The organism is Massilia forsythiae (assembly GCF_012849555.1).
GTDB classification, from domain to species: Bacteria; Pseudomonadota; Gammaproteobacteria; order Burkholderiales; family Burkholderiaceae_D; genus Telluria; species Telluria forsythiae.
On sequence record NZ_CP051685.1, the window covers coordinates 2,576,976 to 2,596,350 of the forward strand.

The window sequence follows — 19,375 nt, forward strand, 5'->3', positions numbered from 1 at the left end:
GGTCAGAGCACTTTGTCAGGCAAGTTCTTGCCGACTACAACTGGTTGTCTGTTGTATTTCCTGCGAGGCGCCATGCCAAGCGACCTGGAGGTTTCAACGACAAACGATTCCGGCCCGAGCGGTGAATTGCTGTTGCCTGCGTACCGGATCTGTTCCAGCATGTGATCGGACAGCGTTTCCTCGAACAGACATCGGTATGTGCACCGACGTTCCGCGTCGTGCCGGCCCAGTCCCTCGTACACGATGTGCGGCGTAATCAAGGGATCGTCTTCGCCCAATGCATTCGCACGGAAACTCGACCAGCGATACTGGCCCGGTTCGCTTACCATGCGAGCGCGTACGGGATTGAGCTCGATATAACGCTGGCAAACCAGCAAATAGCGTTCATGGTCCACCAGAGAGGAGCGGAACCGTCCCTCCCACAGCGTCCCAGTGCGTTGGTAGCGGCGATTGAAATACTGGACATAGTGTTGACCGAGCCGGCGCATGAGCACACTCGGGCCGTTGGCACTGCCTGAGGAGAGCAGCAAATGCACATGATTCGTCATCAGTACATAGGCGTGGATCTGGCAGGCCGCAGCTGCGGCATATTGCTGCAATAGCGATAGATACACCAGATAGTCGGCTTCCTCGGCAAAACAAGGATTGCGATTATTCCCGCGTTGGATGATATGCAGAGGTACTGCGGGAAGCAGCAGGCGTGGGCGTCGTGCCATGGTGTCATCGGTCATGAACGAAAAGCTCGACCTTAGCGAAGCTGGTGACAAACAAATGGAGACAGCTCAATTGCCTGCAGTTCGTTTCTATTGAAAGTGCTCTGACCCCGAAATTTTGCGTGAATGTGCTCTGACCCCGAATGAATTGTGCTCTGACCCCGAATGTTCGCTACACTCGGCGTTTGCCTTTCACTCTTACGGAGACCCCGATGCGCTTTGCCCTGCAGTGTTCCTCTTTCGTCCTGGCCGCGTGCGGCGTGTTGTCGGCGGCGCAGGCCGATACGGTGATCGACAATGCCAACGGCTACACGCTGAACGCCCGGGGCGACGTCGTCCGGTTTGCGTCGCTGGCGTTTGACGATCGGGGCCGGATCACGGCGGTCGGCGCGGCGCAGGAGGTGGCGGCCAGGGCGCCGGGGGCGCGTCACGTCGACATGCGCGGGCGCACCGTGCTGCCCGGGCTGATCGATGCCCATGGCCACGTGTTCGGCCTTGGCGAGATGCTGACCCAGCTGGACCTGTCGGCCAGCACCTCGCTGCAGGGCGCGCTGGCGTCGATCGGCGCCTATGCGCGCGCCAATGCCCAAGGCGCATGGGTGCGCGGGCGCGGCTGGAACCAGGAGAACTGGAAGCTGGGCCGCTTCCCGACCGCCGCGGAACTCGACGCCGCCGTGTCCGACCGCCCGGCCTGGCTGGAACGCGTCGACGGCCACGCCGGCTGGGCCAACAGCCGCGCGCTGGCGCTGGCCGGCATCACCAATGCCACGCCGGACCCGGTCGGCGGCAAGATCGTGCGCGACGCCAACGGCGTGGCGACCGGCGTGCTGGTCGACGCCGCCCAGGGCCTGATGAAGAAGGTGCTGCCGCAGCCGACCGAGCAGGAAGGCCGCACGATGCTGGACAAGGCGCTGGCGGCGATGGCCAGCGTCGGCCTGACCAGCGCCCACGATGCCGGCGTCAGCGCGGTGCAGGACCGCCTGTACCGGGATTATGCCGACCACGGCAAGCTCACCGCGCGTATCTACGGCATGATCGGCGGCACCGACGCCGACTTCGACCAGCTGTCGAAGAACGGTCCGCTGCAAGGCTACGGCAAGGACATGTACGCGCTGCGCGCCGTCAAACTGTATTCGGACGGCGCGCTGGGCAGCCGCGGCGCCGCGCTGCTGGCGCCCTACAGCGACGATCCGCATTCGCACGGCCTGCTGTTCCACACCGACCAGGAAATGGACGCGATGATCGCCAAGGCCATGAAGAAGGGCTACCAGGTCAACGTGCATGCGATCGGCGACGCCGGCAACCATCAAATCCTCGACACCTTCGCCAAGGAAATCCCGGCCAACCACGCCGAGGCGCTGCGCCACCGCATCGAGCACGCCCAGGTCGTGACTCCCGCCGACATCCCGCGCTTCAAGACCATCGGCATCATCCCGTCGATGCAGCCGACCCACGCGACCTCGGACAAGAACATGGCCGAGCAGCGTGTCGGCGCCGAGCGCATCAAGGGCGCCTACGCCTGGCGCACTTTCCTGCAGCAGGGTTCGCGCATCGCCTGCGGTTCCGACTTCCCGGTCGAGGCGCCGAATCCATTCTTCGGCATCCACGCGGCCGTCACGCGCCAGGATGCGGGCGGCCAGCCGATCGCCGGCTGGTATCCGGAGCAGGAAATGTCGCTGAAGGAAGCGTTCCGCTGCTTCACGCTGGACGCGGCCTATGCCGGCCACCAGGAAAAGAACCTCGGCTCGCTCGAAGCGGGCAAGTACGCCGATTTCATCGTGGTCGACCAGGACCTGTTCAAGATGTCGGTGTACGACATCCACAAGATGGGCGTGCTGGAAACCTGGGTGGCCGGCCGCCAGGTCTACGCCAGGAAATAAGCTGCTCGCCAGACCGCCGGGCGCTGCGATCGGCGGGCAGCGCCCGGCGTGCAAAAATGGATTGACGGCCTTGTATAGACAACCTAGACTGGCTTGAATGGACGGCGCTGCCGTGCCGTCCAAGCTGTGTCTTGCGCTATGAGCATTGCGCTTGTCAGCCGCGCGTGTATCAGCCGGCATGCATTGTTTGAGCGCCATGTTTTGCGTTCCATGTTTCGTGCACCTATCCGAGGAGCCGTCATGACCGATGCCTTGCCGCCATCCGCCGCGCCAGCCGCCACCGGTACGGATCTTCATGCGGCCCCGGACCTGCACCGTGCGCCGGACCCACGCTTCGACCCCGCGCGCCACATCCGCGCCCCGCGAGGCAACGGGCTGCACTGCAAGAGCTGGCTGACCGAGGCCGCCTACCGCATGTTGCAGAACAACCTGGACGCCGAAGTCGCCGAGGACCCGCAGCGCCTGGTGGTCTACGGCGGCATCGGCCGCGCCGCGCGCGACTGGGCATGCTACGACCGTATCCTGGCCACGCTGCGCACGCTGGAAGACGACCAGACCCTGCTGATCCAGTCCGGCAAGCCGGTCGGCGTATTCCAGACCCATGCCGACGCGCCGCGCGTGCTGCTGGCGAACTCGAACCTGGTGCCGAAATGGGCGACCTGGGAGCATTTCAACGAGCTCGACCGCAAGGGCCTGTTCATGTACGGGCAGATGACGGCCGGCAGCTGGATCTACATCGGCACCCAGGGCATCGTGCAGGGGACCTACGAAACCTTTGCCGAGGCTGGGCGCCGGCACTTCGGCGGCAGCATGAGCGGCCGCTGGATCCTGAGCGCCGGCCTGGGCGGCATGGGCGGCGCGCAGCCGCTGGCGGCCAGCTTCGCCGGAGCGGTGTCCTTGATCGTCGAGTGCCGCCAGGGCAGCATCGATTTCCGCCTGCGCACCGGCTACCTGGACAAGCAGGCGCGCGACCTCGACGAGGCGCTGGCGCTGGTGCGCCATCACAAGGCGCGGCGCGAGGCGGTGTCGATCGGCCTGCTCGGCAATGCCGCCGAAGTGCTGCCGGAACTGGTGCGGCGCGCGCGCAGCGGCGCAGATGGCGCAGGTGACGCAGGCGCCGGCCTGGTGCCCGACCTGGTCACCGACCAGACCTCGGCGCACGACCTGCTGCACGGCTACCTGCCGCTCGGCTGGACCATCGACGAGTGGCAGGCGGCCCAGCGCGACCCGGCCTGCCACGCCGTGCTGCGCCAGGCCGCCGCCAGCTCGTGCGCGGCGCACGTGCGGGCCATCCTCGACTTCAAGGCGCTGGGCGCGCAGGCGGTCGACTACGGCAACAACATCCGGCAGGTAGCATTCGACGCCGGCGTGGCGGACGCCTTTTCCTTTCCCGGCTTCGTGCCGGCCTATATCCGCCCGCAATTCTGCGAGGGGCGCGGTCCGTTCCGCTGGGTGGCGCTGTCCGGCGACCCCGAGGATATCTACAAGACCGACGCCAAGATCAAGGAACTGTTCCCGCAGCACGCGCGCGTGCACCGCTGGCTCGACATGGCGCGTGAACGCATCGCCTTCCAGGGGCTGCCGGCGCGCATCTGCTGGCTCGGACTGGGAGAACGCCACCTGGCCGGCCTGGCCTTCAACGCCATGGTGCGCAGCGGAGAGTTGAAGGCGCCGATCGTGATCGGGCGTGACCACCTCGACACCGGCTCGGTCGCCAGTCCCAACCGCGAAACCGAAGCGATGCGCGACGGCAGCGACGCGGTGTCCGACTGGCCGCTGCTGAACGCGCTGCTGAACACCGCCGGCGGCGCCACCTGGGTCTCGCTGCACCACGGCGGCGGCGTCGGCATGGGCTATTCGCAGCATGCCGGCGTGGTCATCGTGGCCGACGGCAGCCAAGAAGCGGACAAGCGCCTGGCGCGCGTGCTGGTCAACGATTGCGCCTCGGGCGTGATGCGCCACGCCGATGCCGGCTACGACAGCGCCGTCGACACCGCCAGGCGCCACGGGCTGGACCTGCCGATGCTGGATGCGAATTTGAATGATAATGCGGCGCACCCCGGCCGGCACGCTTCCGCGTCCGCCGGCACGGATGCGGGCATGGACACGGCGCCATGAGCCACGAACGCGGCGCCACGCTGGCCCTGCAACCCGGCGCGCTGACGCTGGCGGACCTGCGCCGGGTCTGGAACGCCGCCGATGCGCCCGCCGCGGCCATCGGAGCAGGCGGCGCCCCCGCGCTGGCGCTGGCGCCGGACGCCTACGCCGCCATCGACGCCTCCGCCGCCGTGGTGCGCGCCCTGATCGCCAGGGGCGATCCGGCCTACGGCATCAACACCGGCTTCGGCCTGCTGGCCCGGCGCCACATCGCGCCCGACCAGCTCGAGCGCCTGCAGCGCAACCTGATCCTGTCGCACGCGGTCGGCACCGGGGAATTGCTGCCGGATCCGGTGGTGCGCCTGGTCCTGCTGACCAAGATCGGCAGCCTGGCACGCGGCTTTTCCGGCGTGCGCCCGCTGATCGTCGATACCCTGGTCGCGCTGTACAACGCCGGCATCGTGCCGGCCATCCCGGCGCAGGGCTCGGTCGGCGCGTCCGGCGACCTGGCGCCGCTGGCGCACATGACACTGGCGCTGCTGGGCGTGGGCCGGGTGCGCGTCGCCGGCGCGCTGGTCGATGCCGCGGAGGCGCTGGCGGCGGCCGGCATCGCGCCGGTGGTGCTGGCGGCGAAGGAGGGACTGGCGCTGATCAACGGCACCCAGGTATCGACGGCGCTGGCGCTGCACGGCTTGTTCCTGGCCGAGCGCGTGCTGGAAGCCGGCATGGCGACCGGGGCATTGTCGCTGGACGCCGCGCGCGGCAGCGATGCGCCGTTCGACGCGCGCGTGCACGCGGTGCGCGGCCAGCCGGGGCAGATCGCGGCGGCGGCGGTGTACCGCGAGCTGGTGGCCGGCAGCGCCATCCGCGCCTCGCACCTGGTCGGCGACGAGCGCGTGCAAGACCCGTACAGCCTGCGCTGCCAGCCGCAAGTGATGGGCGCCGCGCTCGACCTGATCGCGCAGGCCGGACGCACGCTGCTGATCGAGGCGAACGCCGTCACCGACAATCCGCTGCTGTTCCCGGCGGGCGCCGCTGGCGATGCGCATGGAGGCACGCCGCTGGTCATCTCGGGCGGCAACTTCCACGCCGAGCCGGTCGCCTTCGCCGCCGACACGCTGGCGCTGGCCATCGCCGAGATCGGCGCGCTGGCCGAGCGCCGCATCGCGCTGCTGATCGACGCCACGCTGTCCGGCCTGCCGCCCTTCCTGGTGCGCGAGCCGGGCGTGAATTCCGGCTTCATGATCGCCCACGTGACCGCGGCCGCGCTGGCGTCGGAAAACAAGTCGCTGGCGCATCCGGCCAGCGTCGACAGCCTGCCGACCTCGGCCAACCAGGAAGACCACGTCAGCATGGCGACCTTCGCGGCCCGGCGCCTGGAACAGATGGCGCGCAATACCGGCGCGATCGTCGCCATCGAATGGCTGGCGGCGGCGCAGGGGATCGAGTTCCACCGTCCGCTGGCCAGTTCGGCGCACCTGGAGCAGGTGCACGCGCTGTTGCGGACTACGGTGCCCGCCTTCGACGAGGACCGCTTCCTGGCGCCGGACATCGAGGCGGCGCGCGGGATGGTGATGGCGGGCGCGTTGTCCGCCGTATGCGCGCCGGTGTTCGCGGCGCTGCGTCCGGATTGACACTGCCGGGGCGCAGCGCCTGAAGCGCAGCTGTCGCTTTAAAATGCAACTAACCGATTTACTAGGGCCATGAAAACCGGCCACCAAGCCGCAGCGCGGGCGGCGCTTCGGGCGAGGGCAGGCAGCATGGCCGCTACGGGAGGCGCAATGGATTTCCACTTCAAGCCGGGCACTCAGCCCTTGCTGCTGTCGATTCCCCACGTCGGCACCGACGTCCCGGACGCAATCGATGCGCGCTTCGCGCCCTGCGCCGCGGCGCGCGCCGACACCGACCGCCACCTCGACCGGCTGTATGCGTTTGCCGAGGAACTGGGCGTGTCGCTGCTGTCGGCACGCTGGTCGCGCTACCTGATCGACCTGAACCGGCCGCCCGAGGACAGCAGCCTGTATCCGGGCCGGGACACCACCGGCCTGTGTCCGGTCGACACCTTCGCGCGCGAGCGCCTGTACCGGCCGGGCCGGGAGCCGGATGCGGACGAGATCGAAGAGCGCCTGGCGCGCTACTGGCAGCCTTATCACCGCCAGTTGCAGGCCGAACTGGCGCGCCTGCGCGCGCTGCACGGGCAGGTGGTGCTGTGGGATGCGCATTCGATCGCCTCGCGCGTGCCGCGCTTCTTCGACGGTCGCCTGCCCGACCTGAACTTCGGCAGCGCCGACGGCAAGTCGTGCGCGCCGGCGTTGCAGGACGCATTGCAGGAGGCGCTTCGGCGTTTTCAGGTGAGTGCGGCGCCGGCCCGGGAACGCCTGACGTTCGTCTTCGACGGCCGCTTCAAGGGCGGCCACATCACCCGCGCCTATGGCCGTCCGGAGCAGGGCGTGCACGCGATCCAGCTGGAGATGTGCCAGTGCCTGTACATGGACGAGGCGCCGCCCTTCGCCTACCGCCCCGCGCTGGCGGCCCGGGTGCAGCCGCTGCTGCGCGCGCTGCTGCAGGCGGCGCTGGCCTGGGTGCGCGCATGAGCGCGGACGCAGCCGGCGGCGCCCTGTTCGCGCGCCACGCATTGCTGCCCGATGGCTGGCAGGCCGACGTGCTGCTGGCCTGGGACGGTAGCGGCGACCTGGTGCGGGTGGAGGCGGGCGCTGCCCGGCCCGGCCTCCGGCCCGACATCCGGCCGGCGCATCCCGCTCCTCGCGGCGATGCGGACGGGGCCGCGGAGGCGGCCGCGCCGCCGTGCGTGGAATACGTCATCCCCGGCATGATCAACCTGCACTCGCACGCCTTCCAGCGCGCCCTGGGCGGCCTGGCCGAACGCGCCGGCGGCGGCGCCGAGCCGGACAGCTTCTGGACCTGGCGTGAGCTGATGTACCGCTGCGCCAACCGCATCACGCCGGAGCAGCTGCAAGCGGTGGCGGCGCAGCTGTACGCCGAGTGCCTGCGCCAAGGCTACACGGCGGTATGCGAGTTCCACTACCTGCAGCACGACCCCGAGGGCCAGCCGTACGCGCAGCCGGCGGAGACCGCCCAGCGCATCGCGCGCGCGGCGCGGGAGGCCGGCATCGGCCTGACCCTGCTGCCGGTGCTGTACGCGCATGCCGGCTTCGGGGAAGCGCCGCTGGCGCCGCAGCAGCGGCGCTTCCACACCGATCCGGACCGCGTGCTGCGCATCGTCGAGGCGCTGGCCCCGCTGCGCGGGCCGCAACTGGAAATCGGCGCCGCCCCGCATTCGCTGCGCGCCGCCACGCTCGCGCAGGTGCGCGCGCTGGCGCAGGCGCTGCCCGCCGGGCGGCCGCTGCACATCCACGTCGCCGAGCAGGAACAGGAGGTGCGCGCGTGCCTGCGCGCCACCGGCCGCCGTCCGGTCGAGCTGCTGCTGGAACACGGCGACATCGATGCGCGCTGGTGCCTGGTGCACGCGACCCACCTGGCGCCGCACGAGATCGCCGGCCTGGCCGCCAGCGGCGCCGTGGCCGGCCTGTGTCCGACTACCGAGGCCAACCTGGGCGACGGCTTGTTCCCGCTGGCGCCGTATATCGCCGCAGGCGGCCGCTTCGGCATCGGCAGCGACAGCCACGTGTCCCAGAGCCCGGTGGAAGAGCTGCGCTGGCTGGAGTACGGCCAGCGCCTGGCCGGCAGGCGCCGCAACGTCGCCTGCGCGCCCGGCCGGCCCGACGTCGCCGCCTTCTTGTGGAGCGAAGCGCTGCGCGGCGGCGCCCAGGCGGCGGCGCGCCCGATCGGCAGCCTGGCGCCCGGCCGGCGCGCCGACCTGCTGGTGCTGGACGACGGCCACCCCAACCTCGACGGGCTCGGGCCGGACGCGGTGCTCGGGCGCTTCCTGTTCTGCGGTAACGACAACCTGGTGCGCGACGTGCTGGCCGGGGGGCGCTGGGCGGTGCGCGGCGGGCGCCACGTCGACCAGGAGGCGATCGCGCGGCGCTGGCGCACAGCCATGCGCCAATTGCGCCAGGATTAATCTTGCGATGCCGTGACGATGTGTCATCATGGCGGCACGTCCCGCTTCATGAGGTATGCCATGTCCACGCTGATTCCGTTTACAGGCTTGTCCCCGGTGCCGTGGAAGAACGGCGCCGGCAGCACCACCGAGATCGCCGTATTTCCGCCGGACGCCGGCTTCGACGAGTTCGACTGGCGCGTCAGCCTGGCCAGCATCGCGGCCGATGGGCCGTTCTCGGTGTTCCACGGCGTCGAGCGCACGCTGGCGCTGGTCGACGGCCACGGCGTCACGCTCGACATCGACGGCGAGCCGACGCTGTTGTCGGCGGCCGATCCGGTCGCCGCCTTCGAAGGCGAAGCGCGCGTGGTGGCCAAGCTGAACCGCGGACCGAGCACCGACTTCAACGTCATGACGCGCACCGACCGCTGCTACCACCAGTTCGGCCGCCGCCGCCTGGACGGCCCCTCGGGCTTTGTCGCACGCGCCCCGGTCACCGTGCTGTTCCTGGCCGAGGGCGACAGCCTGGAACTGCGCAGCGACGAGCAGCGCATCGCCATGGTGCGCTACGACGCCATCGTGCTCGACCAGGGCACCACCTGGAAGCTGGACGCGGGGCAGGGCATGATCTTCATCGTCGACATCCATTACTACGACGACGAGGACGACCTCGAGGACGAGGACGGCTACTATGAATGAGGGCGGGGCCGCCGCTGCCGTTGCCGATACCGGCGGCGCGGCGCCCTGCGACCTGCTGTTCACCAACGTGCGCCTGGCCACCATGGCCGGCGGCTACGGCGAGATCGACGACGCCGCGCTGGCGCTGCGCGGCGGCCGCATCGCCTGGCTCGGCGCGCGCCGCGACGCCCCGCGCGCCTGCGTCGAACACGATTGCGGCGGCGCCTGGATGACGCCGGGGCTGGTCGACTGCCATACCCACATCGTCCACGCCGGCAACCGTAGCGACGAGTGGGAGGCGCGCCTGAACGGCGCGACCTACGAAGACATCGCCCGGCGCGGCGGCGGCATCCTGTCCACCGTGCGCGCCACCCGCGCCGCCTCCGACGACGAGCTGCTGCGCCAGAGCGCGCCGCGCGTGCTGGCGCTGCTGGCCGAGGGCGTGACCACGCTCGAGATCAAGTCCGGCTACGGCCTGGCGCTGGAAGACGAAGCCCGGATGCTGCGCGTGGCGCGCCGCATCGGCGACGTGTTGCCGGTGCAGGTCTGCACCACCTTCCTCGGCGCGCACGCGCTGCCGCCCGAATTCGCCGGGCGCGCCGACGACTACATCGACGAGGTGTGCGAACGCATGCTGCCGGCGCTGGCCGCCGCGGGCCTGGTCGACGCGGTCGACGCCTTTTGCGAGCGTATCGGTTTCAGCCATGCGCAGACGGCGCGCGTGCTCGACGCCGCGCGCTGCCATGGCCTGCCGGTCAAGCTGCATGCCGAGCAGCTGTCCGACCAGGGCGGGGCGGCACTGGTGGCGCAGTACGGCGGCCTGTCGGCCGACCACCTGGAATACCTGTCGCCAGAGGGCGTCGCGGCCATGGCGCGCGCCGGCACGGTGGCGGTGCTGCTGCCGGGCGCCTATTATTTCCTGCGCGAGCAGCGCATGCCGCCCTTGGACGCGCTGCGCCGGGCCGGCGTGCCGCTGGCCGTGGCCACCGATTGCAACCCCGGCACCTCGCCCTTGACTTCGCTGCTGCTGGCGATGAACCTGGCCTGCACGCTGTGGCGCCTGACGCCGCTGGAGGCGCTGCTGGGCTGCACCGCGCACGCCGCGCGCGCCCTGGGGCGCTCCGACATCGGCACGCTGGAACCCGGCAAACGCGCCGACCTGGCGCTGTGGGACATCGCCCGCCCGGCCGACCTGGCCTACGCCATCGGCGCCCGGCCGTGCCGCGCGGTCGTCAACGGCGGCGTGCTGCGCCTGCCGCAGGTCGAGCTCGCGGCATGAATGCTGTCCGCGGCAGCTGACTCGTCGTTCGCAGCCTGCACCGCTGCCCGCAGGGACGGCCAGGTATGCGTCGTCCCCGGCCTCGGCGGCCCCCTTGGCGGGGACCCATGCTCACGTACCCGGCCATCCGGCCTGGCCCGGCGGGCGCGATCGGGTATGCTGGCGGTCGACCGCTCATCCACGTCGCTGCCCTCCCGGGCCGGCCTCCTTATCGATGGAAACCTATGCAGAGACTGATCCTGCTGGCGCTGGCCTGCGCCGGCTTCCTGTACGCAGCCCTGGCGCCGGCCGCCGCCGCGCCCAGCGCCGCACCATCCGATAACGTCCTGCACGTCGGCTCCAAGCGCTTCACCGAGTCGTACATCCTGGGCGAGATCCTGGCGCAGACTGCCGCCTCCGCAGGCCCGGTCGAGCACCGCCAGGGCCTGGGCAACACCGCCATCGTGCTGGCCGCGCTGCGCTCGGGCGCGATCGACGTCTACCCGGAATACCTCGGCACCATCGACCTCGAGATCCTCAAGAATCCGCAGCCGACTTCGATGGAGCGGATGCGCGCGGCGCTGCGGCCGCTGGGCCTGGGCGTGGCGGTGCCGCTCGGCTTTTCCAACGGCTATGCGCTGGCGGTCCGGGGCGACAAGGCAAACGATGCTTCGGGTGGCGGCCCGGCGGCCGGCGCGCCAGCCGCCGGCGCCGGTGCGGTCACGCGCCTGTCCGACCTGGCGCGGCGTCCCGACCTGCGCATCGGGCTGTCGCACGAATTCCTGGGACGCGCCGACGGCTGGCCCGGCCTGGCGCGCCGCTACGGCTTGCCGCAGCAGCCGCGCGGCCTGGAGCACGGCATCGCCTACGAGGCGCTGGCGCGGCGCCAGGTCGACGCCATCGACATCTATTCGACCGACGCCAAGATCCGCCAGTACGGCCTGCGCGTGCTGGACGACGACAAGGCCTATTTTCCGCGCTACGACGCGGTGCTGCTGTACCGCCTCGACCTGCCGCAGCGTTTTCCGCAGGCCTGGCGCGCGATCGCCGGGCTGGAAGGCAGCATCGACGCCGGTGCCATGATCGCCATGAACGCCGCTGCGGAACTCGACGGCCAGGGATTTGCGTCGATCGCCCGTGCGTGGTTGGCGTGCCGTTCCGCCGATGCCGCTGGCGCGGCGTCATCGGCGACTACCGCCAAGGGTAGGGTGGACGGCTCCGCCGTCCACGCGTCCAACGGGAAGTCGCATTGCCGCACCGGCGCGCCCTCCGCCGTCGCCGCACCCGATGCCGCCGGCGCATCGGCGCCGCGTGCACGCGTGGACGGCGCAGCCGTCCACCCTACGCACGGCGCCGATACCGGCGCCGGCATCGGCGCCGACGCCAAACCGCAACGCGACGGCCTGTGGGCCAAGACCTTCGGCAACGGCTTCACGACGCTGGCGCGCCAGCACCTGCTACTGGTGACGCTGGCGGTGCTGCTCGGCTGCGCGCTCGGCATTCCGCTCGGGATCGTGGCGGCGCTGGCGCCGCGCCTGCGCCAGGCGGTGCTGGCGCTGGCCGGGGTGCTGCAGACCGTGCCCTCGCTGGCGCTGCTGGCGATCCTGATTCCGCTGCTCGGCCGCATCGGCACGGTGCCGGCGCTGGTGGCGCTGTGCGCCTACGCGCTGCTGCCGATCGTGCGCAATACCTGCACCGGCCTGCTGCAGGTGCCGCCCGGCCTGCGCACCGCGGCGCTGGCGCTGGGACTGACGCGGCGGCAGGCGCTGGTGGCGGTGGAATTGCCGCTGGCGGCGCCGGTGATCCTGGCCGGCGTCAAGACGGCGGCCGTGATGAGCGTCGGCACCGCCACCATCGCCGCCTTCATCGGCGCCGGCGGCTTCGGCGAGCGCATCACCACCGGGCTGGCGCTGAACGACAACGACATGCTGCTGGCGGGCGCCATTCCCGCTGCCTTGTTGGCGCTGCTGACCCAGGCCGGCTTCGATTTGTGCGAGCGTTGGCTGGAACGCCGGCGCGCTCGCCGGTAAGCGGATCGGCGCCGTCAACGCATTCACGGGCCAAACATTGACAGTTTCTTTCGAGCTGTTACCGAGGTAAGCATTTGTAAGGAACCGCCGTGCGGCCGGAGGAGAGGCATATATTGAACCTCGTTGGATTCAAGTCTCCCCTCCCCATCCATGCATGGGTTCACCCACGGCGCTGCGAGCGGCCCGTGGGTTTTTTCTTGTGGAGCAGGCGGTTTACACTTCGGCCAATGCCGTCAGCGGCGCACCGGTGACGCGGCAGATGCGCCAGTCCGGCAGGATCTCGGCGCCCATCGCCTTGTAGAAATCGATGGCGGGCGTGTTCCAGTCCAGTACCGACCATTCGAAACGGCCGCAGCCGCGTTGCACCGCGATGCGCGCCAGGTGCGCCAGCATGCCCTTGCCGTAACCCTTGCCGCGCTGGGACTGGCGCACGTACAGGTCTTCCAGGTACAGGCCGCGCCTGGTGAGGAAGGTCGAGAAGTTGTGGAAGAACAGCGCGAAGGCGACGACTTCGCCGTCGGCCTCGCCGACGATGGCTTCGCAGCCGGGACGGGCGCCGAACAGGCCTTCGTGCAGCAGTGCCTCGGTGGCGACCACCATGTGCTCGAGCTTTTCGAACACCGCCAGTTCGACGATCATGGCGTGGATGTGGGCGACGTCGGCCGGCGTGGCCGGACGAATCGCGAAGGTGGACAGGGCGGCGTCGCTGCTGCCGGAAGCGGTTGCGGTGTGCGTGTTCATGGCGTTTCGATTGCGTTGTTCAATTGGATGGAGGGCGCCGGCTGGGCGGCCGGCGCGCGCAGCGCCCAGGCCACGCTGCCCAGGCACACCGCCATGCCCAGCCATTCGGCCGGACCGGGGCGGTAGTGTTCGAGGCGGATCGACAGCAGCACCGAGATCACCGGCGTGATCACGGTGACGTACACGGCCTTGTTGGAGCCGATGCGGTTGATCAGCGTGAAGTAGCAGATGAAGGCGGCCACCGAGCCGAAGATCGACAGGTACAGCAGGCCGAACACGTAGCTGGGCGCACGCGGAACGGCGAATGCCTGGCCGCTCGCCAGGCAATAGACGGCGACCATCAGCGCGCCCCACAACATCGACCAGCCGGTGGTCAGCATCAGGTTGCTCGACTCGGCGCGCACCTTGGCCACCACCACGCTGCCGGCCGAGCTGGCAAACGAGGCGACCACGCCCAGCACCAGTCCGAGCAGGAAGTGGCCCTGGCCGCCGGCGCCGCCGTGCCCGATATCGTGCAGCGCCGCGCCGATCGCATGCCAGAACAGCAGCACGATGCCGGCGATCGCCGCCGCGCCGGCGCTCCAGGTACGGCGCGGAATCGGCGTGCCGAGCGCCAGGCGCGCACACACCGGGGTCCAGAACACCATCAGCGCGAACAGCACCGCCACTAGCGCCGAGACCACGAACTGTTCGGCGTTATAGGTGCAGACGTAGGACAGGCCGAAGGTGAAGAAGCCCTGCAGCAGCGTCCAGCGCTGCACCCGCCACGGCAGCCACAGCCGGTTACCGCGCAACAGACACCAGGCGAACAGCGTGGCCGAGGCCAGGACGAAGCGGTACACCACCGAGACGGCGGGCGCGATCTCGCCCAGCTGCAAGGTGATGGCCCAGAAGGTGGAACCCCAGATCAGGGTGATGATGACGAACAGGAGGGAGGAGGGCATGCGGGAAGTATACGTGCTTTCCCGTGGCGGTTGAAACTATCGGATGATGACCATCAGCGCAAATACCGTCGTCCCCGGCCTCGGCGGCCCCCTTGGCGGGGACCCATACGTCGGATCGGAATTCGTTCCAGTTGAATGATCTGGACGCCGTGACTTAAGTGATTCTGGATACTCGGCATGGGTCCCCGCCTGCGCGGGGACGACGGCTACGCTTAATGCGGACGGCTACGCTCAGTGCGTAATCCGCGTGTTATACCCATTGCTCAACAAGCGCACCCGCTCGCCCGGCTTGAAGGCCTCGTCCGCCAGCTGCGTCACGGCGCGCAATTCGCCGCTGTCGAGGCGCACGGTGATCTCGTAGCCGGGGCGGTGGTTGGCATTGTTCTCGATGCGGTTGCCGAGCACGCCGCCGGCGATGGCGCCCAGGATGCCGACCGCGGCCGAGCCGTTGCCGCCGCCGACCTGGGAACCGGCCAGGCCGCCGAGCGCGGCGCCGCCCACGGTGCCGGCGCCGCTGTCCGGATTGGCTATGGTGACGTTACGTACGGATTCCACCGTGCCCATGCGCACCACTTGTTCGTTCATGGTCTGGTAGCTGTTGTACACGCTGCCCGAAGGCTCCTGGGTGGCGCAGCCGGCGAGCACGCCGGCGAGGGTGATGGCGATGGCGGTGGTGGCGAGTTTCATGGTCTGCTCCGGTCGAGTGCGCGCGGCCAAGCCGCCGCTTGTTGGAACAATATGGTTGCGAACCCGCCATGTTCAAGGTCGCAAGCGCCGGCATGCGTCCCATGGCCACCTTGCCTTCGCCGAGCCTAGCCGCGCTGCGCCGCGGCAACCGGCGCGGGTTCAATAAGCGAGGCGCAGCCGCCGGTACAGGAACCCCAGCACGAACAGCGGCCCGACCAGCAGGAAGCGCACGTCGTCGAGAAAGGAGGGCTTCCTGCCTTCGATCTTGTGGCCGATGAATTGCCCGGTCCAGGCCAGGAAGAACACCGCGACCGACAGCGGCAGTACCGTCATCGGCGGCATCAGCGCCAGCAGGAGCAGCATCGCCAGGCTCATCCCCAGCATGCCGAGCGCGAATGGCCGGGACAGCTTCCAGTAATACGCGAGCGCGGCGCCGCAGGCGGCCACGGCGGCCAGCGGGTGCACGCTCCACAGGATGCCCAGCAGCGACAGCACGATCGGCGGCACGCATACCATATGGATCAGCTCGTTGGTCGGATGGCGGTGGCTGTGCGCGTACTGCGCGAGCAGCAGGTCGATGGGGCGCGGCCGGGACATGGCGTCTCCTGTGGATTGGGTGCGGCGTTGCGGCGTTGCGGCGATTCTACACTCTGCCTCATATCGTCACGGCCGCCGCCGCTTCGCGCGAGGCCTCGCCCGGCGTGGCCGTCATCGCCGCCAGCCGCGGCAGCGCGCCGATCTGCATGTACGGGTGCGCGGCGAACAGGTCGGACACCCATTCGACGAACACGCGCACCTTGGCGGACAGGTGACGGTTCTGCGGGTATACCACGTGCACCGGCAGCGGCTCGCTGGTCCAGTCGGGCAGCACCTGCACCATGCGCCCGGCGCGCACGTGTTCCATCATGAGGTAGTCGGTCATCTGGACGACGCCCAGGCCGGCCACGCCGGCCTGCACGTAGGCGACCGAATCGTTCAGCGCGATCACGCCGTGCAGCGGCACCGTGATCTTGTCGTCGCCGCGCACGAAATCCCAGTCGAGCGTGCGCCCGGACTTGGCCGAAAAATAGTTCACGCAGCGGTGGCGCTCGAGGTCGCGCGGGTGGTGCGGCACGCCGTGGCGTGCCAGGTAGCCGGGCGAGGCCGCGGTGACGAAGTTGATCACGCCGACGCGCCGCGCGATCAGGCTGGTGTCGAACAATTCGCCGCCGCGCACCGCGCAGTCGACGCCTTCCTCGACCAGGTCGACCGGGCGGTCGCCGCTGCCCAGTTCCAGCATGATGTCCGGATAGCGTTCGAAAAAGGCCGGCAGCGCCGGTACCAGCACCTCGGTCGCCAGGCCGGTCGGCACGTCCACGCGCAGGCGTCCGCTGGGGGACAGGCGGGTGCGCGACAGCGATTCCTCGGCGTCGCGCACGTCGGACAGGATGCGCAGGCAGCGTTCGTAATAGGCGGCGCCGTCGGTGGTCACCGTCACCTGGCGCGTGGTGCGGTGCAGCAGCTTGGCCGACAGCGCACTTTCCAGTGACTGGATCAGCGTCGACACAGTGGCCTTGGGCAATTGCAACGTCTCGGCGGCGCGTGTAAAACTGCCGGCATCGACCACCTGGACAAAGACTTCCATCGCTTGCAGCTTGTTCATATTGATCCTCGGAATGGCGATTGTTCAGGAATCTGAATAATCCATTCGTAATCGCACTATTTATCTGATTTTAGTTCAAGTTTATAGTGTCGGTACGGTCGCTGCCCCAGCGGGGCCGAAAGCACATCGACAACAATCGGAACAGGAGTGGATCATGAAATGGCATCTCGATCGCATCGCGACGGCGCTCGGCCTGGTGGCCGCAGTGGCGGCCATGAGCGGCATGGTGGCGACCGGCGCTTATGACCACGCCGCCGCCGCCGAGGCGCGCGGCTACCAGGCCCTGTTCCATGCTGTGTCGCAGCAAGCGGCGCCGACGACGGTGCCGTCCACCGAGGTGGGCGCATGAGCGCGCGCCAGGACCTGCCGCCGCAGGCCGGGGCCGGCCCGTACGCGACGTCGGCGCCCGCGGTGCGCAACCTGGAAGCCGGCGGCTTCGAGGGGCCGCTGGCGGCGCGCCTGTACCAAGGCGGCAGCGGCGCCAAGTGCGATTTGCTGATCGTATTCTTCCACGGCGGCGGCTTCGTGGACGGCGACCTGGACCACTCCGACACCTTTTTGCGCCGCCTGGCCGGCGCCGGCCCGTGCCCGGTGGTGCTGGCCTCCACCTATACGCTGGCGCAAGTAAAACCGTTTCCGGCGGCGGTCGAGGATGCCCACGCGGTACTGATGTGGGCCAGGCAGCACAAGGCGAAACTCGGCTGGAGCGGCAAGCGCATGGTGGTGGCCGGCATCGAGGCCGGCGCCAACCTGGCGGCCGTCTGCTCGCTGATGGCGCGCGACCGCGCCGCGCCGAAGATCGCCGGCCAGATCCTGATCATGCCGATGCTGGACCCCGGCCTGTCGACCTGCTCGATGCGCGAAATGCCGAACTGCGTCGACAGCGCCAAGGTCGTCAACGAGTGCGCGGCCGCCTACCGCGGCTACCTGCATCCGGCCGACCGCAGCCATCCGTACGCGTCGCCGCTGCAATCGAGCCGCCTGAAGAATCTCCCGCCGGCGCTGATCCTGTCGGCCGAGGACGACCCCTTGCGCGACGAGGCCGAAGCCTATGGCAAGAAACTGACCGATGCGGGCGTGCCCACCACCGTGCGGCGCATGTCGCCGGCGCGCCTGCAGGAACCGAATGCGCGCAACGAGTGCGCGTGCCAGGTCCAGGTACTGGACGAGATCACCGATTTCATCGACGGACTCGCGGCGCAGGCCAAGCCTGCACGCTGTTGACGTCCCCCGTGTAGCCATGAGCGGCAGCGAGCCGCAGCAGTACCGATCCTGCGCCGCAGCGCCGCCATCCCGGCGCTGGGCGCCGCCATACCCATAACCATAAAAGGCGCCGCGCAGCGGTGCCGGAGACCTGTCTTTTCCTTGCAAAAGCCCGGAAGGGACCGCTGTCGTCTGCAATTTAAGAAGTTACCAATAAATCACTAAAAATCCATCTGGAACGGAGGGCATCATGAACTCGAATCGACAACCCAGGGCGGCATTGCGACCGCTGACGAAGGCGCTGGCAGCCGCCGGCATGGCGGCCGCCCTGGCGGCCACCTTGTCCGCCTGCTCGGACGCCACCGGCAAGGCCGAAGCAGCGCAGGCGCAGACCCAGGCCCAGGCCGGCCCGCCGGTCTCGGCCGCCACCGTGGTCGAAAAACAGATCGCGGAAACCCAGGAATTCTCGGGCCGCCTGGAAGCGGTCGAGCGCGTCGAGATCCGTCCGCGCGTGTCCGGCTTCATCACCGCGGTCCACTTCAAGCCGGGCGCCGAGGTCAAGAAGGGCGACCTGCTGTTCGTGATCGACCAGCGCCCCTACCAGGCCGAATACGACCGCGCCGAAGCGTCGGCCAAGTCCGCACGCGCAAAAGCCGAACTGGCCAAGCTGGAACTGACCCGCGCCGAGCGCCTGCTGGGCGACAAGGCGATCGCCCAGCGCGAATACGACGAGCGCGCCGCCGGCCAGAAGGAACTGGACGCCAACGCGCGCGCCGCCGATGCGCAGGCCGCCACCGCGCGCCTTAACCTGGATTACACCCGCGTCACCTCGCCGATCGACGGCCGCGTGTCCAAGGCCGAGATCACGCTCGGCAACCTGGTCGACGCCTCCGCCGTGCTGACCTCGGTGGTGTCGCTGGACCGCATCTACGCCAGCTTCGACGGCGACGAAGAAACCTACCTGCGCGTCAGCAAGGATGCGCATGCCGGCCGCGGCGTCGCCGTGCACGTCGGCCTGGCCGGCGAACCGGGCTTCCCGCACGAGGGCAAGCTGGAATTCGTCGACAACCAGCTCGACAACCGCACCGGCAGCGTGCGCATGCGCGCCACCTTCGACAACAAGGACCGCGCCATGGCGCCGGGCCTGTTCGCGCGCGTGCAGATCGGCGGCGGCGACATGAAGAACGCGCTGCTCGTTACCGACCGCGCCGTCGGCACCGACCAGAGCCGCAAGTTCGTGTTCGTGGTCGACAAGGACGGCAAGGCCGAGTACCGCGCCGTCACCCTGGGCCCTGTGGTCGACGGCCTGCGCGTGGTGCGCAGCGGCCTCAAGCCGGGCGAGAAGATCGTCGTCAACGGCCTGCAGCGGGTGCGCCCGGGCGCGCCGATCACGGCGCAGACCGTGCCGATGGTGGCGACCAGCGCCAGCGGCGCCGCCAAGGGCGCGCAGCTCGCCATGGCCGAATAAGGAGCGACGA

16 protein-coding genes and 1 pseudogene are annotated in these 19,375 nt (G+C 69.4%); 11 read left to right on the forward strand and 6 right to left on the reverse strand.

What is annotated here, in order from left to right; translation table 11 throughout:
* Positions 1 to 2: 2 nt before the first annotated feature.
* Positions 3 to 731 carry a transposase gene (locus HH212_RS11095; RefSeq protein ID WP_229217669.1) on the reverse strand — a complete coding sequence of 243 codons (729 nt, stop codon included), beginning with the start codon at positions 729 to 731 and terminating at the stop codon, positions 3 to 5.
* 194 nt (positions 732 to 925) lie between these two features.
* Here HH212_RS11095 and HH212_RS11100 point away from each other — a divergent pair, with 194 nt between their 5' ends.
* From HH212_RS11100 to HH212_RS27305, 8 genes and pseudogenes are all read left to right on the forward strand, one after another.
* On the forward strand, positions 926 to 2,593 hold the full coding sequence (locus tag HH212_RS11100) for an amidohydrolase (RefSeq protein ID WP_170202530.1): 1,668 nt from the start codon (positions 926 to 928) through the stop codon (positions 2,591 to 2,593).
* Between the two features lie 240 nt (positions 2,594 to 2,833).
* A pseudogene (gene hutU, locus HH212_RS11105) lies at positions 2,834 to 4,621 on the forward strand (urocanate hydratase); the annotation flags it as partial.
* Between the two features lie 86 nt (positions 4,622 to 4,707).
* Entirely contained in the window at positions 4,708 to 6,324 is a 1,617-nt protein-coding gene (gene hutH, locus HH212_RS11110; RefSeq protein ID WP_170202532.1) for a histidine ammonia-lyase, read from the forward strand.
* 147 nt (positions 6,325 to 6,471) lie between these two features.
* Positions 6,472 to 7,284 carry an N-formylglutamate deformylase gene (hutG, locus tag HH212_RS11115; RefSeq protein ID WP_170202533.1) on the forward strand — a complete coding sequence of 271 codons (813 nt, stop codon included), beginning with the start codon at positions 6,472 to 6,474 and terminating at the stop codon, positions 7,282 to 7,284.
* A complete protein-coding gene (locus tag HH212_RS11120) occupies positions 7,281 to 8,735 on the forward strand; it encodes a formimidoylglutamate deiminase (protein WP_170202534.1) in 1,455 nt (484 codons plus the stop codon). Before hutG ends, HH212_RS11120 begins: the two co-directional genes overlap by 4 nt.
* A 60-nt stretch (positions 8,736 to 8,795) precedes the next feature.
* On the forward strand, positions 8,796 to 9,413 hold the full coding sequence (locus HH212_RS11125; protein WP_170202535.1) for a HutD/Ves family protein: 618 nt from the start codon (positions 8,796 to 8,798) through the stop codon (positions 9,411 to 9,413).
* Complete coding sequence (gene hutI, locus HH212_RS11130; protein ID WP_170202536.1) at positions 9,406 to 10,671, forward strand: imidazolonepropionase; 1,266 nt, start codon at positions 9,406 to 9,408, stop codon at positions 10,669 to 10,671. Before HH212_RS11125 ends, hutI begins: the two co-directional genes overlap by 8 nt.
* 224 nt (positions 10,672 to 10,895) lie before the next feature.
* Entirely contained in the window at positions 10,896 to 12,680 is a 1,785-nt protein-coding gene (locus HH212_RS27305; protein WP_229217670.1) for an ABC transporter permease/substrate-binding protein, read from the forward strand.
* 213 nt (positions 12,681 to 12,893) lie between these two features.
* Here the strand turns inward: HH212_RS27305 and HH212_RS11140 are convergent, their stop codons facing one another.
* The 5 genes from HH212_RS11140 to HH212_RS11160 form a co-directional block, all read right to left on the reverse strand.
* The gene (locus HH212_RS11140; RefSeq protein ID WP_170202537.1) at positions 12,894 to 13,421 is read right to left on the reverse strand and encodes a GNAT family N-acetyltransferase; all 528 of its coding nucleotides are present in this window, start codon (positions 13,419 to 13,421) and stop codon (positions 12,894 to 12,896) included.
* Positions 13,418 to 14,365 carry a DMT family transporter gene (locus HH212_RS11145; RefSeq protein WP_170202538.1) on the reverse strand — a complete coding sequence of 316 codons (948 nt, stop codon included), beginning with the start codon at positions 14,363 to 14,365 and terminating at the stop codon, positions 13,418 to 13,420. The genes HH212_RS11140 and HH212_RS11145 overlap by 4 nt, the downstream gene beginning before the upstream one ends.
* Before the next feature lie 231 nt (positions 14,366 to 14,596).
* Positions 14,597 to 15,052, reverse strand: a complete 456-nt coding sequence (locus tag HH212_RS11150; protein ID WP_170202539.1) for an outer membrane lipoprotein — start codon at positions 15,050 to 15,052, stop codon at positions 14,597 to 14,599.
* A gap of 159 nt (positions 15,053 to 15,211) precedes the next feature.
* On the reverse strand, positions 15,212 to 15,649 hold the full coding sequence (locus HH212_RS11155; RefSeq protein ID WP_170202540.1) for an Mpo1 family 2-hydroxy fatty acid dioxygenase: 438 nt from the start codon (positions 15,647 to 15,649) through the stop codon (positions 15,212 to 15,214).
* A 58-nt stretch (positions 15,650 to 15,707) separates the two neighbouring features.
* Positions 15,708 to 16,694 (reverse strand): LysR family transcriptional regulator, encoded by a 987-nt coding sequence (locus HH212_RS11160; RefSeq protein WP_170202541.1) that lies wholly within the window; start codon positions 16,692 to 16,694, stop codon positions 15,708 to 15,710.
* Positions 16,695 to 16,848: 154 nt separating this feature from the next.
* Between HH212_RS11160 and HH212_RS11165 the strand changes: the two genes are divergently transcribed.
* The 3 genes from HH212_RS11165 to HH212_RS11175 all read left to right on the forward strand — a co-directional run bounded on the left by HH212_RS11165 (position 16,849) and on the right by HH212_RS11175 (position 19,365).
* Entirely contained in the window at positions 16,849 to 17,043 is a 195-nt protein-coding gene (locus HH212_RS11165; RefSeq protein WP_170202542.1) for a hypothetical protein, read from the forward strand.
* Positions 17,040 to 17,918: an alpha/beta hydrolase gene (locus tag HH212_RS11170; RefSeq protein WP_170202543.1), complete on the forward strand. Its 879-nt coding sequence runs from the start codon at positions 17,040 to 17,042 to the stop codon at positions 17,916 to 17,918. Before HH212_RS11165 ends, HH212_RS11170 begins: the two co-directional genes overlap by 4 nt.
* Before the next feature lie 229 nt (positions 17,919 to 18,147).
* A complete protein-coding gene (locus HH212_RS11175) occupies positions 18,148 to 19,365 on the forward strand; it encodes an efflux RND transporter periplasmic adaptor subunit (RefSeq protein WP_170202544.1) in 1,218 nt (405 codons plus the stop codon).
* The last annotated feature ends 10 nt before the right edge of the window (positions 19,366 to 19,375 follow it).